The following is a 14505-nucleotide window of genomic DNA, read 5'->3' on the forward strand; positions in this document are numbered from 1 at the left end:
TTTACAAGGATTTCCATGAGCGCTTACCTAGAGGGTCAGGAACCGTCTGCCAACGATGCCCCGAAACCCGTCCGCAAGGCCGTGACCGCGCCCGCGCTGCTGGCGATGCGCGCGGCCGGCGACAAGATCGCGATGCTCACCGCCTACGACGCCAGCTTCGCCTCGCTGATGGACCGCTGCGGCGTGGACGTGCTCCTGATCGGCGATTCGCTGGGCATGGTCTGCGCCGGCTACGATTCGACCTTGCCGGTGACGGTGCAGGATGTGGCCTACCACACCGCCTCCGTCGCGCGCGGCAACAAGCTGGCCCTGGTGCTGGCCGACATGCCCTTCGGCAGCTACACGACCCCGGTCGAGGCCTACAACAACGCGGTCACCCTGATGCGCGCCGGCGCCCAGATGGTCAAGATCGAGGGCGGCGCCTGGCTGGCCGAGACCGTGCGCTTCCTGGTCGAGCGCGGCATCCCGGTGTGCGCCCACATCGGCCTGACCCCGCAGTTCGTGCACGCCTTCGGCGGCTTCAAGGTGCAGGGCAAGACCGATGCGGCGGCCGAGCAGCTCAAGGCCGACGGCCTGGCGCTGCAGGCGGCCGGGGCCTCGCTGGTGGTGCTGGAAGCGATTCCGGCAGCGCTGGGCAAGGAAGTCACCGAACTGCTGGCCATCCCGACCATCGGCATCGGCGCCGGCCCGGACTGCTCGGGCCAGGTGCTGGTGATGCACGACCTGCTGGGCGTCTTCCCGGGCCGCAAGGCGCGCTTCGTGCGCAACTTCATGGACGGCCAGACCAGCATCGACGCTGCCGTGAGCAGCTATGTGGCGGCGGTCAAGGACGGCAGCTTCCCGGCGTCGGAACACTGCTTCTGAGAGGCACGCATGGACGGACCGGCGAGAACGCCCACCACCCGTCTGTTCCTGGCCCTGTGGCCCGAGCCGGACGTGCGCCATCTCCTGAGCGAATGGCGCGACGCCTGGACCTGGCCGGCGGGCGCCGCCCCGGTCCAGGCCGACAAGCTACACCTCACCCTGCACTTCCTCGGCAGCCTGCCGAGCGATCGACTGCCCCAACTGCTGGACGGCTTTGCCGTCCCGTTCGAACCCTTCCGCGTCGATCTCACCCGCGCCGCGCTATGGCATAACGGGATCGCCGTGCTCGAACCGACCCTGACGCCGCCGGCCCTCGCGGCCCTGCACGCGCGCCTGTCGGATGCGCTGGGCGCGCTCGGCCTGCAGCCGGAAACGCGCCGCTACCGCCCGCACGTGACCATGGCGCGCCGCGCCGCCGGCGCGACCGTGCCCGCGGACGGTGCGCCGATCGTGTGGGATGTGCGCGGCTATGCGCTGGTGGCGTCGGAGAATGGCGTCTATACGGTGCTGCGCGCGTACGCCTGAGGCTCAGGCAGGCACATAGCGCAGCCTGAGCACGTCCTCGTCGATGCGCTCGTGCGCCAGCAGGCGCAGCGGCGGCCGGGGACCGGCGAAATACGGCGTGCCGCCGCCGAGCACGACCGGGTGGAGGTAAATCCGGTATTCGTCGATCAGGCCGAGCGCGCCGAGGCTGGCGGCCAAAGCGGGACCGGCCACTTCGATCTCGCCCTCGTGCGCGGCCTTCAGCCGGCGCACCGCCTCGCCGGGATCGCCGCCCAGCAGCGTGGCATTCGGTCCCACCGAGCGCAGGGTGCGCGACACCACCCACTTCGGCTGGCGGCGCCAGGCCAGCGCGAAGGCCTGCTCGTCCGGCCCCCATTCCGGACGATCCTCGTCCCAGTAACGCATGATCTCGTAGAGCTTGCGGCCGTAGATGCTGCCCGTTTGCGCCTGCGCTTCGTCGATGAAGTGGCGAAACAGCCTGGGGCTGGGCCCGAAGGCCTCGTGGTCGACGTAGCCGTCGAGGGACTGGTTCATTCCGAATACAAGCCTGGCCATGCCTGATTCCTTTCCCTTGAATGAAGAAAGCTAGGCCGACAAGCCTTTTTGCAGCAGCTCGGCAACCAGTTCGTTCAGCTCGATGCCGCGTTCCTTGCTCAGCGCCTGCAGCTGCTTTACCAGCTCGCCGTTGAGCTTGACGGCGAAAGGCACCAGTCCCAGCGCGCGCTCGCGTTCGCGCTGCTCGCGCCGGTCGGGCACGGCATTCCTGGCGGCGCCGCCGAAGCCCGCGTTCTGCGCGCCCATCTGGTTCTTGAGTTTTTCGGCTTCCCGCTTTGCCAGGTCCGTGCGTTTCATCGTGTGCTCCTAGTTGGTAGGACCGGATTGTACCCTGATGATGCGCGCGCTCATGGCAATGACCAGCCCGGACAGCGACAGCAAGCCCAGCGCCACCATGATGCTCGCATGCGAGGCGATATAGCCCAGCACCGGCGGCGCCAGCAGCAGCCCGCCGTAGCCCAGCGTCGCCACCGCCGCCACGCCGGCGCCGGCGCTCATGCCCGGGATGCGCGACGCGGCGCCGAACAGCAGCGGCACCACGTTGGCCGCGCCGATGCCGATCAGGGCGAAGCCGGCGGCGGTCAAGAGGAAGTGGGTGCTCAGCACCGCTGTGGCCAGGCCGGCGAACATCGCCAGCCCGCCCAGCACCATCACGCGCAGCGCGCCGAAGCGCAGGATCATGCGGTCGCCGGCGAAGCGGCAGGCCGCCATCGCGATCGAGAACGCGGAAAATCCCAGCGCCGCCTGCGCCGGCGCGGCCCCGGTGCGCTCCTGCATCAAGAGCGCGCTCCAGTCGACCAGCGCGCCTTCCACCGCGAAGCACAGCAAGGCCAGCAGGCCCAGGCCGAGCGCCGCGCCGCGCGGCAGCTGGAAGTGGCTGCCCGCATCCATGGTCGGCGCGAAGGCCATCACGCGCGGCGCCGCCAACGCCAATACGGCCGCGGTCACGATGGCCATCGCCAGCGCGCCCCTGCCGTCGCCCCAGCCCTGGCCGATGAGCAGGCCGCCCAGGCCCGCGCCGATCAGGCCGCCGAGGCTGTAGAAGCCGTGGATCGACGACAGGGTCGGGATGCCGCGCGCGGCCTCGACCTCGCTGGCGTTGGCGTTCATCGCCACGTCCAGCGCGCCGTTGCTGATGCCGAAGGCGAAGGCAGCCAGGAACAGCAGGCGCGGGTCGCTCACGCCCATGAGCACGGCCAGCAGCGCGGCGAAGGCGAAGCCCGCTAGCAGCGTCATGCGGCGCGTGCCCCAGCGCGCGGTGAAACCGCCCATCAGCGGCATGGCCAGCAGGGCCCCGGCCGCGATGGTCAACAGGACCATGGACAGCGTGGCCAGGTCGATGCCGGCGCGCGCCTGCACGATCGGCACGTGCGCGGCCCACAGGCCGATGCCGGCGCCGTTGAGCAGGAAGACGGTCGAGATCGACCAGCGCGCCGCGGACAGCGCGGAAGAATCGTGGTTCATGTGCGGGCTTTCGGGGCAAGCTGGAGGTCGAGTGCCGGATGCGCCTGGCGCAGGCGGGCAATGGTGTCGGACGGCGCGTCGTCTTCGAGCACCAGGTGGTCGAGCTCGGCCAGCCGGGCAAAGGCGAAGGGCGCGCTGTCGCCCAGGCGTTCGTTCAGGAGCGCCGCCGCCCTGCGCGCGCTGCCCGTCACCATGGCGGCCTTGATGCCGGCTTCCTCGGCGTCGGAAGCGGCCAGGCCGCGTTCCGGGTCGAGCGCGCACACGCCGACGATGCACAGGTCGGCGCGCAGCTGCTGCAGCTCGGCCAGGGTGCGGGCGCCGAGCACCGCGCCGCTGGCCGCGTGGTAGGTCCCGCCCAGCAGCACGATGCGGGTGCGGCGGAAGTCGCCCAGCGCCAGCGCCAGCTGCGGGCTGTTGGTGACGATGGCCGCAGCCTGGCCGTCTTCCAGCAGGCGCGCCAGCGCCAGGTTGGTGGAGCCGGCGTCGATCAGCACCGTGTCGCCGGGGCGGATGAGCGTGCGCAGCACGTGCGCCAACGCGCTCTTCCTGGCGGGGTCGCGTTCGACGCGCTCGCCGAAGCTGGCCTCGCGCGTGCGCCGCACCGCGCCGCCGTGCACGCGGCGCAGCAGGCCGGCGGCGTCGAGCTCGCGCAGATCGCGCCGGATGGTGTCTTCCGAGGTGTCCATGCGCTGGGCCAGCTCGGCCGCCAGCACCCGCCCTTCACGCTCGACGGCCTCGATGATCGATTGCCGCCGTTCTTCTGCAAGCTGCATGTTCTCTCCCGTTCAATCCCAGGAATCCTACGCGAACACGCACAAACGCGCACATAAACGCAATAATACGGTCGAAGCCGGCGAAATCTTGCCGTCGTGCATACAGCAGTTGCCGCTTCGGCCATAGGCGGCTTACCATGGCGCGCACCCATTTCCTCATTTCGGAACATGAATCCTGCAGTTCGTGACATGGCGGACCTGTTCCGCCCCGCCGGAAGCGATACTCGGAGCATGAACACGACCGCTCCCGCGCTGATCCGTCCCAGCCTCATGTGGCGGCTCTACATCGCCGCCTGGACGACCTATGGGGTCTTCCTGTCCTTCGCCGACCAGCTGGACTGGGTGATGGAGGGCCGCTTCGATGCCGGCCGCTGGCTGCTGACCTTCGTCAGCCTGCTCCCCTCCGCCATCCTGCTGGCGCTGGCCTGGCCCCTGACCGGCTTCTTCGAACGCCGCCGCTACCGCCTCTCCAGCATCATCGGCATCCACATCCCGGCCGCCTTGGTGTTCTCGGTGGTGTCGCAGTCGCCGTTCTGGATGCTGTTCCACGCCCCCAAGCCGGCCAGCGCTGGTACGTCTGGCCGCTGCTGTACCACGTGATGACCTACCTGCTGGGCGCCGGCATCTTCCACCTGATCCGCGCCAGCGAGGCCGCGCACCGCCAGGCGCTGGCGATCAAGGACGCGCAGGGGCTCCTGATCACCTCGGAACTGAGCGCGCTGCGCAACAAGCTCAATCCGCACTTCCTGTTCAACACCCTGCACTCGATCATCGCGCTGACGCAGCGTCATCCGGCCGCCGCCGAGACCGCGCCTTTCCAGTTTTCCGACATGCTGCGCTACGTCCTCGACACCGAGCGCAGCGGCAGCGACCGCGTGACCCTCGATGCGGAACTGGATTTCGTGCGCGACTACCTAGAACTGGAACAACTGCGCCTGGGCGAGCGCCTGCACGTCGATTGGGATCTCGACCCGGACGCCGGCGACCATCCGCTGCCGGCCCTGTCGCTGCAGCCGCTGGTGGAGAACAGCATCAAGCACGCCTTCAACCCCCACAGCCGTCCGGGCATCCTGCAGATCCGCACGCGGCGCGACCCGGCAAGCGGTGCGCTGACCATGACGGTGCGCGATACCGGTCCCGGCGTCGATCCGGCCGCGCTCGCCGCGTCCTCCGGACTCGGCCTGCGCACCATCGAGCGGCGCCTGCAGCTGGACTATGGCAGCCGCGCCGCGATGCGAGTCAACAGCGCGCCGGGCGAGGGCTTCAGCGTGTCGGTCACCATCCCCGCGGTCCGTGCAGAGAGCTACGCATAACATGAACATGAGCCTGAAAACCGCCTTCTTTGCCGAAGACGAACCGCTGGCGCGCGACCTGCTGCGCGACGCCATCTACGCCAATCCCGGACTGCGCCTGGTGTGCGAGGCGGCCAACGGCGCCGAAGCGCTGGAGCGGATCACGCGGCTGCGGCCCGAAGTCGTGTTCATGGACATCCAGATGCCCGAGATGACCGGGCTGGACGTGCTGCGCCGCCTCGACTACCTGCCGCAAATCGTGTTCACCACCGCCTACGACCAGTACGCGGTGACGGCCTTCGAACTGCACGCGGTGGACTACCTGCTCAAGCCCTTCACCCAGGCGCGCTTCGTTCGCATCCACCGCTCGGCCCTGGTCAACCTCGATTTCGTGGACTCGATGCGGGCCGACGAGCAGTCGCAGCTGCAGATCCAGATGCGTGACGGGACGGTGCTGGGGGCCAACCGCGACGCCTCGAAGGTCTTGCGCGACATGGCGATCTGAACGGCGCGGATGCGCCCTCAGCGGGCCAGGTGCCTGTTAACCGCCGCCGCCACATCCTGCGGGCTGACCGGCTTGACCAGGTGATCGTCGAAGCCCGCCTCCAGCGTGGCGCTGCGGTCCTGCTGCTGGCCCCAGCCCGTCACCGCGACCAGCGCCACCTTTTCGCCCCAGTCCTGCGCCCGCACCCAGCGCGCCACCTCGATGCCGTTCGCGTGCGGCATGCCGATGTCGAGCACCAGCGCGTCCGGCCGCCATTGCTCGGCCATCTGCATGGCCTGCCTGCCGTCGTAGGCCACCTGGACCGTGTATCCCTCCAGGCGCAGCACCTCGCCCAGCAGGTCGGCGGCGTCGACGTTGTCGTCGGCCACCAGCAGCCGCAGGTCGGTACTGGCCGCCGCGCCGGCGCCGGCCGGGGGCTGCTCCTCGGCGAGGCCGGGCCCGATGCACGGCAGTTCGATGCGCACTGTGGTGCCGCGCCCGCTGCCTTCGCTGGAAGCCCGTACCGTGCCGCCATGCAGGTCGACCAGCATGCGCACCACCGCCAGGCCGATGCCCAGGCCCTCGGTGCCGCCGCTGACCTTCGACTGGCCCTGGGAGAACATGTCGAACACGGTGTCCAGCTGGTCTCCGGCGATCCCGGCGCCGTTGTCGGTGACGGCGACGACGGCCCGCCCCGCCTCGCTGGCGGCACGGACCGTGATGAGGCCGTGTGCGGGCGTGAACTTGGCGGCATTGTTCAGGACATTGCTGATCACCTGGGTCAGCCGGACCTCGTCGCCCAGCACCATGATGGGCGCGGCCGGCAGGTCGAAGCGGATGTCGTGGCCGAGCGACTCGATCAGCGCCCGCGTGCTTTCGCAGGCCTGCTCGATCGTCCGCCGCAGGTCGACCGGACGGGTATCGAGCACGACGCGGTTCAGGGTCATGCGGCTCAGGTCGAGCAGGTCGTCGAGCAGGCGGCTCATGTGGCGGGTCTGGCGCGTGATGACGTCGCGGGCCTTGCCGATGGCGGCGGGCGAGCTCGCATGACGCAGCATCTCGACCGAGTAGCCGATCGCGGCCATCGGATTGCGCAGCTCGTGCGCCAGCACCGACAGGAATTCGCTTTTCTGGCGGTTCGCCTTTTCCAGTTCGCGCTGGACGTCCTTCAGGCCGGTGACGTCCATGACCGCCGCGACCGCCCCGCGCACGCGACCCTGCGCATCGAACAGCGGCGCCGCATTCACCAGCATGGTGAGCGAACGTCCGTCGTGGAACTGCACGTCGAGCTCCTCGCCGCGCACCGGCTTGCCGAGCCGCGCCGCCACCCGCATCGGCCAGTCGGCCGGCGCGAGGGCTTGCCCGGCGCGCAGGTAGCGGTAGGGGCGCTGGTCGGTGTCGATGCGGTCGTATCCGTTGCCGTGGCCGACGCCGAGCAGCGCGGAAAAATAGGGCGTGATGCTGATGTTCTGCGCCGCGGCGTCGTGGCTGATCGCGATGCCGACCGGCAGCACGTCGATGATGGTCTGCAGCTCTTCGCGCTGCTTGCGCTGCGCTCCTTCGCCATCACCTCGGCCGTCACGTCGCGCAGCGTGCCGATGACCAGGCGCGCCCGGCTGCCGTCATGCTGCAGCAGCTTGGCGCTGCCGGCGAGCCAGCGCAGCTCGCCGTCCGCGCCGAGCACGCGGAACTCGGCGGCGACGCGGCTGGTCCCGTCCAGGACCTTGCCCCAGAGGGCGTGCAGCCCGGCGAGGTCCTCGGGATGCACCTGGGCCAGCGCCTCGGCAGGGCTGGCATGCACGAAGCCGGGCGGGTGGCCGAACATCGGGCCGGCGTCGTCCGAGCAGGACAGCTGCCCGCCGGCCAGGTCGGCCTGCCAGGTCGCCATGCCCGCCGACTGCAGCGCGACCTCGAGGCGCGCCCTGGCCAGCGATTCGCGCGCCCTCGATGCCTGCAGCCTAGCGCGGTTGCTCACCCGCTCGAAGCAGGCCAGCACGGCGAACGGCACGCGCGGATAGTGCTTGGGCGTCTTGGTGATGTAGTCGTCCAGCCCCTCTTTCATGGCATCGACGGCGACTTCCTCGTTGCCGCTTCCGGTGAACATGATGACCGGCACCTGGGGATAGCGCGCCTTGATCTCACGCAGGACCTCGGTGCCGACCGTCCAGCGCAGCCGGTAGTCGGTGACCGCGACCTCGAAGCCGCCGGCGGCGAGCGCCTCGGCCAGCGCCGCGGCGTCGCTGATGTGGCGCACCTCGACCTGTTCGATGCGCAGCCGCAGCTCGCGCTCGACCAGGGCGCGGTCGTCGGGATTGTCGTCGATGAGCAGGACCCGCAGCGGTCCCGGGTTGAAAACTTGATCAGGCATTGGGCAACTCGATCCAGAAATTCGATCCGACGCCGGGCGCGGCCTCGACGCCGACGCTGCCGTTCATGCGCTCGACGCCTTTCTTGACGATCGCCAGGCCGATGCCGGTGCCCGGATATTCCTCTTCGCCGTGCAGGCGCTCGAACACGTTGAACACACGCGCCCTGGCCTCGTCGGCCATGCCGATGCCGTTGTCCTGCACCTCGATGCGCACCGCGCGTCCGTGGGCGCGCGCCACCACCTGCACCGCGGCATGGGTGTCGGGCCGCACGAACTTGACGGCATTGGCGAGCAGGTTGGCGAGCGCCTGCACCAGCACCGGGCGGTGCGCGCGCACCACCAGGTCCTCGGGGACGTCGATCTGGATGTCGGCCGCCTGGTAGGCCGGCTCGCCCTGCAGGCTGGCGCCGGCATCGTTCACCACGTCGCGCAGCGGCAGGAGGTCGGTGCAGATCTCGGCGCGCGACAGGCGCGCGAACTCGAGCAGGTCGGACACCATCAGGTCGATGCGGCGGGCAATCGCGTTGATCCGGTCGACGTACTGCTCGAAGTTGCTGAAGTCCCGCGCCGACAAGTCCTGGCGCAGCGCCGCCGCGTAGCCCTGGATGGTGCGCAGCGGCTCGCGCAGGTCGTGCGAGACCGAGAAGCCGAAGGTTTCCAGGGCTTCGTTGGCTTCCTGCAGCTGGCGGGTGCGCTCGACGATGCGCTGCTCCAGCTCGGCGTTGAGGCGGTGGATCTCGGCGCCGGCGCGGCGCAGCGAGGCGGCGTCTTCGACGATGCCGTCGACGGCATCGTGGCCGTTGACCCGCACCCGCACCAGCTTGACCACGTAGAAGCGCCCGGCCTCGTCGCTGGCGCCCAGTTCGGCCTGCAGCTCGGCGGCGTCGGAAACCGCCTGCAGCTGCGGCAGGCGGTCCGCAACCTGGTCCAGCAACGGATGGCGCAGCGAGCCCGGCGCGCTGGGATCGCCGCCGAGCATGGTCCAGAAGGCGCGGTTGGCTTCCTCGAGCCTGCCGTCGAGCGACATGCGGAACACGCCGAGCTGGATGTTCTCCAGCAGGGCCGCCAGCCGGGTTTCGGAGCGGATCGCGCGGGCCCGGATTTCCTTGCGGTCCAGGCAGGTGCGCACGGCGACCGGCAGGCGCGCATAGTGGCGCGGGCTCTTGATGACGTAGTCGTCGAATCCGAGCTTCATGGCCTCGACCGCGATTTCCTGCGTCCCGGTGGCGGTGAACATGATGACCGGCAGTTGCGCGTCGAAGGCCTTGACTTGCTTGAGGATGTCCAGGCCGGTCACCCAGCGCATCTGGAAATCGGTGATCACGATGTCGACCCGCAGGCCGCCCTGGAGCTCGCGCTCCCAGGCGGCGCGGTCGCCGACCTCGCCGATGGCGCAGTCCGGCAGGTTGCGTTCGAGTTCGCGGCGCGCCAGGGCGCGGTCGTCCGGATTGTCGTCGAGCAGCAGGATGTTCAGTGTCATGGTAGGTGTTTCATTGCCACGCACCGACCGCCGGCGGCGGCACGCTCAGGTTGTTGCGAAACCAGTACAGGTCGAGCACGCCGAGCAGCTGGACCAGGCCGTGGAAGGCCACCGGTTTCAGGAGGTAGGAATTGGCGCCCAGCGCATAGGCCTTCTGGATGTCCTCGTCTTCGCTCGACGAGGTCAGCACGACCACGGGCGTCGTGGCCAGCGCGGGCTGGCTGCGTATCCAGCGCAACACCGCCAGGCCGGAGCGCTTCGGCAGTTTCAGGTCGAGCAGCACCAGGGCCGGGAGCGGATGGCGCCCGCGGTCGCCGAAACGCCCGCTGCCGTCGAGGTGGGCCACGGCTTCGTCGCCGTCGTGGACGACCTGCAGCGCCACCGCCAGCGCGGCCTTCCTGACGGCGCGGCGCGCCAGCAGCACATCGTCCGGGTTGTCTTCCACCAGCAGGATGAGCGGCAGGCCGGCGCCGTCATCCTCGTGGTTCACGATTTCCATTCCATGCTCCTTGTTCAGTCGGCTGCCTGCAGGGCCAGCTCGAAGGTGGTCCCGCCGCCTTCCCGATCCAGGATCGCCACCTTGCCGTCCATGCGTTCGAGGCCTTTCCTGACGATCGCCAGGCCGATGCCGGTGCCCGGATAGCGCTCGTGGCCGTGGAGGCGCTCGAACACCCCGAACACGTGTTCGCGGTGTTCCGGCGCGATCCCGATGCCATTATCGCCGATCGAGAGGCGCGCCACGCTTCCTTCGCGCACTCCGGAGATCCGGATGCGCGGCACCACGCCCGTGTCGACGAACTTGATGGCGTTCGACAGCAGGTTGCCGACGACCTGAGCCAGGATGGTGGCATTCCCGCGTACCGCCGGCAGCGGCCAGGCGATGTCGAACCGTGCGCCGCTCGCGCCGATCTCGGCCTCGAGGTCGCGCAGGGCGGTTTTCACGACGGCCCCGAGGTCGACGCGCTCCAGCTGCAGTTCGGCGCGCGACAGGCGGCTGTAGGCCAGCAGGTCGGTGATCAGGCGGTCCATGCGCACCACGGCGGCCACGATGCGGTCCGCGAACATCCTGCCCTCCGCGGACATGCGCTCGCCCTCGTCCTCGACCAGGGCGGTGGCGAATCCTTCGACGTTGCGCAGCGGCGCACGCAGATCGTGGGCCACCGTGTGGGCAAAGGCGCGCAGCTCGGCATTGGCCTCGGCGATCCGTGCGGTGCGCTCCTCGACCCGCTGTTCGAGCAGCTGGTTGGCCTCGATCAGCTGGCGCTGGGCGGCCTTGATCTGCGTGACTTCGAGCAGGGCGACGACGATGCCTCGCAGTGCGCTTCCATCCAGCACCGGATAATAGCTGGCCAGCCAGTCGCGCTGCGGCGCCGCATCCGTCCCCGGACTGCTGAACTCGACGCCGGCGACCTGGCGGCGCTCGCGCCGGACCTGCTCCAGCACCTGGCTGACCCGTTCTCCCACCGACGCCGGCAACACCTCCGCCGGCGCCCGGCCCACGATGGCGCGCTTGGGCATGCCGCTCACTTCCGCCAGCGCATCGTTGAGCTCGGCCAGGCGCAGGTCGGCGCCGACCAGGCCGAGGCCGACCGGAACGGCGCGGTAGATGGTTTCGATCTGGGCCAGCCTGCTGCTGAGCGCCAGCTCGGACTCCTTGCGCGCGTGGATGTCTTCGGTCAGGCCGTGCCAGGCCACGATGGCGCCGGTGTCGGCGCGGCGCGGGTTGGCGCGCGAGCGCATCCAGCGCACCTGGCCGCCGGCGTCGCGGATGCGGAATTCGGCGTCCCACGGTTCCCCGCTGTCCACCGCATGCGCCCAGGCCTGCAGCATCGCCGGACGGTCCTCCTCGACGACCGCGCTCGACCAGCCGCCGCCGAGGACGGTCTCGCGCGCCTGTCCCGTGAGCGCCAGCCAGCGATCCGATATGCGCTCGATGGCGCCGCCGGGCGAGGCCCGCCACGGTATCTGCGGGTTGAGCTCGATCGTGTAGCGGTAGTTGGCTTCCGACTCGGCCAGGGCGCGGGCGCGCGCATTGCGCTCGCTGACGTCGCGCAACACCAGCACCTCGCCCGCGGCCATGTCGGCCCGCGGTTCGATCGGGGCGGCGCTCAGTTCGGTGGCGTATTCGCGTCCGTTCCCGGATGCCAGCACCACGTGTTCGCCGCCGTCGGCGATGGCATCGGTCAGGTCGACCGGGCCGCCGCCCCCGCGGTCGCGAAAGCGCAACACCTGCTCCAGCCGCATGCCGACGCCACGCGCCTCGGGCATGCCGGTCAGTTCCTCCGCCACCCGGTTCATCAGGATGACATTGCCCTCCGGATCGGTCGCGATCACGCCGTCGCCGATGCTGCGCAGCGTCGCGTCGAGCCGCGCGCGTTCGGCCAGCAGGCGCGCCGCGTCGCGCGACGAGATCACCCACAGCATGACCACCAGCAGTCCGGCCACGCCGGCCGTGATCGCGAAGGCCGTGATCAGCTCGCGGCGCCCCTCCTCCACGTGCCGCTGCCGCACCTGCAGCAGGCGCTCTTCCTCGGACCGGATCAGCTGCGCCTGCGCCAGGATCCGCTGTTTGAGCGCATGCCCCGACTCCAGCACCGCCAGGTCGACCGGGCGCGCGGCGCGCCGTTCCTGCATGACACGCTCGAGCAGGTCAAGGCGCCTGCGCACCGCGTCCTCGAACGAGCGCATCGCCGCCTGCTGCCGCGGGTTGTCGAGAATCAGTGCGCGCAATTCATGGACCTCGGGCAACACGGCGTCGCGGGCCTGCCGGTAGCTGGCGATGAAGCTGTCGCTGCCGGTCAGCAGGAAACCGCGCTGGGCGGCTTCCGCTTCGCTGGTCAGCGTCAGGGCCGCCTGCACGTGCTCCAGGACTTCGCGGGTATGGACCACCCAGCGCCAGGACGCCGACTGGTTCTGGATGCCGCGGGCCAGCACGCTGAGGGCGACGTTCAGGACCAGCAGGCTGACGATGGTGGCGATCGTGACGGGCCCGCGCAGCTTGAGTTTTTTCATGGAAAACATGTCACTGCCGGTGAGGCTGGTCCGGGCAGTGACGGGATGGCGTTGCGGCTAGCATACACGAGCGGCCCGCCTGGCTGCGCTACAGAGGAGGCATGGCTCACCGGACCTGGATCCAGGTGGTCTTGAGCTCCGTATACTTGTCGAAGGCATGCAGCGACTTGTCGCGCCCGTTACCCGACTGTTTATAGCCGCCGAAGGGCACCGTGATGTCGTCGTTGTCGTACTGGTTGACGTGCACCGTGCCGGCGCGTAGCGCGCGTGAAGTGCGGATCGCCTTGCCGAGGTCGGCCGTCCACACCGCCGCCGCCAGGCCGTAGGGCGTGGCGTTGGCCTGCCGCACGGCCTCGTCGAGATCGGTAAACGACAACACCGACAGCACCGGCCCGAAGATCTCCTCGCGCGCGATGCGCATGCCGGGCTCGACGCCGTCGAACAGGGTCGGCTCGATGTACAGGCCGCCGCTGTCCGGGCGCGCCGCGCCGCCGCCCGCGAGCAGGCGCGCACCGGCCGCCTTGCCGTCCTCGATATAGCCGAGCACCGTCTTCATCTGGACCGGGTCGACGATGGCGCCCATGACGGTGTCCTCGTCCAGCGGGTCGCCCGGCGCATAGCGCGGCATCAGCGCCAGCGCCTTTTCCAGGAACGCATCCTTGATCGCGGCTTCGACGAACAGGCGCGAGGGCGCGTTGCAGCTCTCGCCCTGGTTGAAGTAGATCGATCCGATCGCGCCTTCCACCGCGGCGTCGAGGTCGGGGCAATCGGCGCACACGATGTTGGCGGATTTGCCGCCCAGCTCGGTCCAGGCGCGCTTGAGGTTGGACTGCCCCGCCATCTGCACGATCTGCTTGCCGACCCGGGTCGAGCCGGTGAAGGCGATGCAGTCGACGTCCATGTGCAGGCCGAGCGCGCTGCCGGCCTCGAGGCCATACCCAGGCAGGACGTTGAACACGCCCGGCGGCAGGCCTGCCTCCAGCGCCAGCTCGGCCAGGCGCAGACAGCTCAGGGGCGCCTTCTCGGACGGCTTCAGGACCAGGCTGTTGCCGCTTGCTAATGCCGGGCCGATCTTCCAGGCCGCCATCAGCAGCGGGTAGTTCCAGGGGATGATCGCCGCCACCACGCCAACGGGTTCGCGCGTGACCAGGGCCAGGCTGTCCGCGCCGGTCGGGGCCACCTGGTCGTAGATCTTGTCGATCGCCTCGCCATACCAGCGGATGCAGTTCTGGGCCAGCTGCACGTCCACGCTCAGGCTGTAGTGGATCGGCTTGCCCATGTCGAGGGTTTCCAGCAGGGCCAGCTCGTCGCGGTGCGCCAGCATCAGGTCGGCGAAGCGGACCAGCACCCGCTTGCGCGCGTCTGGCGCCATGCCGGACCAGCGGCCGTCCTCGAAGGCGCGGCGGGCGCTGGCTACGGCGGCATCGGCATCTGCGGCGTCGCAGCGCGCCACCTCGGCCAACTTGCGGCCGTCGATGGGAGAAAGACAATCGAAACGGGCGCCGGAACGCGCATCGACGCGCAATCCGTCGATGAAGGCGCGGCCGTCGATGGCCATTTTTGCGGCCCGTTCGTGCCATGATGGAGTCGACATGTCGGTTTCCCTTCCCTGTTGAGCAACACTTCGCTCCAAATACTAGCAAACTTGATCCAACGGCCGAATTCTGCCTTTATAATCGCGGATTTTCCGCCCGTTAACTTCGCTGCCA

The 14505-nt window shown here is 69.5% G+C and carries 15 protein-coding genes; 5 read left to right on the top strand and 10 right to left on the bottom strand.

The features are described 5' to 3' along the window. The first annotated feature begins 15 nt into the window (after nt 1-15). Together panB and thpR are read left to right on the top strand one after the other, a co-directional pair. Nucleotides 16-864, top strand: coding sequence for a 3-methyl-2-oxobutanoate hydroxymethyltransferase (gene panB, locus MasN3_RS23885; RefSeq protein WP_281910792.1), 849 nt, complete (start codon nt 16-18; stop codon nt 862-864). 9 nt (nt 865-873) lie between these two features. Then, nucleotides 874-1389, top strand: a complete 516-nt coding sequence (gene thpR / locus MasN3_RS23890) for an RNA 2',3'-cyclic phosphodiesterase (RefSeq protein WP_281910794.1) — start codon at nt 874-876, stop codon at nt 1387-1389. Between the two features lie 3 nt (nt 1390-1392). On the opposite strand, the gene MasN3_RS23895 is transcribed toward thpR, so the two are convergent. The 4 genes from MasN3_RS23895 to MasN3_RS23910 are packed head-to-tail and all read right to left on the bottom strand — an operon-like array spanning nt 1393 to nt 4160. After that, on the bottom strand, nt 1393-1923 hold the full coding sequence (locus tag MasN3_RS23895; RefSeq protein WP_281910795.1) for a dihydrofolate reductase family protein: 531 nt from the start codon (nt 1921-1923) through the stop codon (nt 1393-1395). A gap of 30 nt (nt 1924-1953) precedes the next feature. Beyond that, nucleotides 1954-2220 carry a hypothetical protein gene (locus MasN3_RS23900; RefSeq protein WP_281910797.1) on the bottom strand — a complete coding sequence of 89 codons (267 nt, stop codon included), beginning with the start codon at nt 2218-2220 and terminating at the stop codon, nt 1954-1956. A gap of 9 nt (nt 2221-2229) precedes the next feature. Continuing rightward, nucleotides 2230-3387: an MFS transporter gene (locus tag MasN3_RS23905; RefSeq protein ID WP_281910799.1), complete on the bottom strand. Its 1158-nt coding sequence runs from the start codon at nt 3385-3387 to the stop codon at nt 2230-2232. Beyond that, nucleotides 3384-4160, bottom strand: a complete 777-nt coding sequence (locus tag MasN3_RS23910; protein ID WP_281910801.1) for a DeoR/GlpR family DNA-binding transcription regulator — start codon at nt 4158-4160, stop codon at nt 3384-3386. Before MasN3_RS23910 ends, MasN3_RS23905 begins: the two co-directional genes overlap by 4 nt. 231 nt (nt 4161-4391) lie before the next feature. On the opposite strand from MasN3_RS23910, the gene MasN3_RS23915 reads away from it, so the two are divergent. From MasN3_RS23915 to MasN3_RS23925, 3 genes are read left to right on the top strand one after another with little or no spacing between them, the layout of a single operon-like run. Continuing rightward, on the top strand, nt 4392-4760 hold the full coding sequence (locus MasN3_RS23915) for a hypothetical protein (RefSeq protein ID WP_281910802.1): 369 nt from the start codon (nt 4392-4394) through the stop codon (nt 4758-4760). Then, nucleotides 4760-5473: a sensor histidine kinase gene (locus tag MasN3_RS23920; RefSeq protein WP_281910804.1), complete on the top strand. Its 714-nt coding sequence runs from the start codon at nt 4760-4762 to the stop codon at nt 5471-5473. Before MasN3_RS23915 ends, MasN3_RS23920 begins: the two co-directional genes overlap by 1 nt. A 7-nt stretch (nt 5474-5480) precedes the next feature. Continuing rightward, nucleotides 5481-5957, top strand: a complete 477-nt coding sequence (locus MasN3_RS23925; protein WP_281910806.1) for a LytR/AlgR family response regulator transcription factor — start codon at nt 5481-5483, stop codon at nt 5955-5957. 17 nt (nt 5958-5974) lie between these two features. Here the strand turns inward: MasN3_RS23925 and MasN3_RS23930 are convergent, their stop codons facing one another. The 6 genes from MasN3_RS23930 to MasN3_RS23955 form a co-directional block, all read right to left on the bottom strand. Continuing rightward, the gene (locus MasN3_RS23930; RefSeq protein WP_307730427.1) at nt 5975-7270 is read right to left on the bottom strand and encodes a hybrid sensor histidine kinase/response regulator; all 1296 of its coding nucleotides are present in this window, start codon (nt 7268-7270) and stop codon (nt 5975-5977) included. Continuing rightward, nucleotides 7180-8304 (bottom strand): response regulator, encoded by a 1125-nt coding sequence (locus MasN3_RS23935; protein ID WP_281910808.1) that lies wholly within the window; start codon nt 8302-8304, stop codon nt 7180-7182. Before MasN3_RS23935 ends, MasN3_RS23930 begins: the two co-directional genes overlap by 91 nt. After that, the gene (locus MasN3_RS23940) at nt 8297-9784 is read right to left on the bottom strand and encodes a sensor histidine kinase (RefSeq protein ID WP_281910810.1); all 1488 of its coding nucleotides are present in this window, start codon (nt 9782-9784) and stop codon (nt 8297-8299) included. Before MasN3_RS23940 ends, MasN3_RS23935 begins: the two co-directional genes overlap by 8 nt. Before the next feature lie 10 nt (nt 9785-9794). After that, nucleotides 9795-10283: a response regulator gene (locus tag MasN3_RS23945; RefSeq protein WP_281910812.1), complete on the bottom strand. Its 489-nt coding sequence runs from the start codon at nt 10281-10283 to the stop codon at nt 9795-9797. A gap of 14 nt (nt 10284-10297) precedes the next feature. Continuing rightward, the gene (locus MasN3_RS23950) at nt 10298-12805 is read right to left on the bottom strand and encodes a PAS domain S-box protein (RefSeq protein ID WP_281910813.1); all 2508 of its coding nucleotides are present in this window, start codon (nt 12803-12805) and stop codon (nt 10298-10300) included. 97 nt (nt 12806-12902) lie between these two features. After that, the gene (locus MasN3_RS23955) at nt 12903-14390 is read right to left on the bottom strand and encodes an aldehyde dehydrogenase (RefSeq protein WP_281910815.1); all 1488 of its coding nucleotides are present in this window, start codon (nt 14388-14390) and stop codon (nt 12903-12905) included. Nucleotides 14391-14505 lie beyond the last annotated feature (115 nt).

The organism is Massilia varians (assembly GCF_027923905.1).
GTDB classification, from domain to species: Bacteria; Pseudomonadota; Gammaproteobacteria; order Burkholderiales; family Burkholderiaceae_D; genus Telluria; species Telluria varians_B.

What these genes read in the sequence shown, in the direction of transcription:
- panB (WP_281910792.1), top strand. Translation starts at nt 16, where the DNA reads ATGAGCGCTTACCTAGAGGGTCAGGAACCGTCTGCCAACGATGCCCCG.
- thpR (WP_281910794.1), top strand. Translation starts at nt 874, where the DNA reads ATGGACGGACCGGCGAGAACGCCCACCACCCGTCTGTTCCTGGCCCTG.
- MasN3_RS23895 (WP_281910795.1), bottom strand. Translation starts at nt 1,923, where the DNA reads ATGGCCAGGCTTGTATTCGGAATGAACCAGTCCCTCGACGGCTACGTC.
- MasN3_RS23900 (WP_281910797.1), bottom strand. Translation starts at nt 2,220, where the DNA reads ATGAAACGCACGGACCTGGCAAAGCGGGAAGCCGAAAAACTCAAGAAC.
- MasN3_RS23905 (WP_281910799.1), bottom strand. Translation starts at nt 3,387, where the DNA reads ATGAACCACGATTCTTCCGCGCTGTCCGCGGCGCGCTGGTCGATCTCG.
- MasN3_RS23910 (WP_281910801.1), bottom strand. Translation starts at nt 4,160, where the DNA reads ATGCAGCTTGCAGAAGAACGGCGGCAATCGATCATCGAGGCCGTCGAG.
- MasN3_RS23915 (WP_281910802.1), top strand. Translation starts at nt 4,392, where the DNA reads ATGAACACGACCGCTCCCGCGCTGATCCGTCCCAGCCTCATGTGGCGG.
- MasN3_RS23920 (WP_281910804.1), top strand. Translation starts at nt 4,760, where the DNA reads ATGACCTACCTGCTGGGCGCCGGCATCTTCCACCTGATCCGCGCCAGC.
- MasN3_RS23925 (WP_281910806.1), top strand. Translation starts at nt 5,481, where the DNA reads ATGAGCCTGAAAACCGCCTTCTTTGCCGAAGACGAACCGCTGGCGCGC.
- MasN3_RS23930 (WP_307730427.1), bottom strand. Translation starts at nt 7,270, where the DNA reads ATGCGGGTGGCGGCGCGGCTCGGCAAGCCGGTGCGCGGCGAGGAGCTC.
- MasN3_RS23935 (WP_281910808.1), bottom strand. Translation starts at nt 8,304, where the DNA reads ATGCCTGATCAAGTTTTCAACCCGGGACCGCTGCGGGTCCTGCTCATC.
- MasN3_RS23940 (WP_281910810.1), bottom strand. Translation starts at nt 9,784, where the DNA reads ATGACACTGAACATCCTGCTGCTCGACGACAATCCGGACGACCGCGCC.
- MasN3_RS23945 (WP_281910812.1), bottom strand. Translation starts at nt 10,283, where the DNA reads ATGGAAATCGTGAACCACGAGGATGACGGCGCCGGCCTGCCGCTCATC.
- MasN3_RS23950 (WP_281910813.1), bottom strand. Translation starts at nt 12,805, where the DNA reads ATGTTTTCCATGAAAAAACTCAAGCTGCGCGGGCCCGTCACGATCGCC.
- MasN3_RS23955 (WP_281910815.1), bottom strand. Translation starts at nt 14,390, where the DNA reads ATGTCGACTCCATCATGGCACGAACGGGCCGCAAAAATGGCCATCGAC.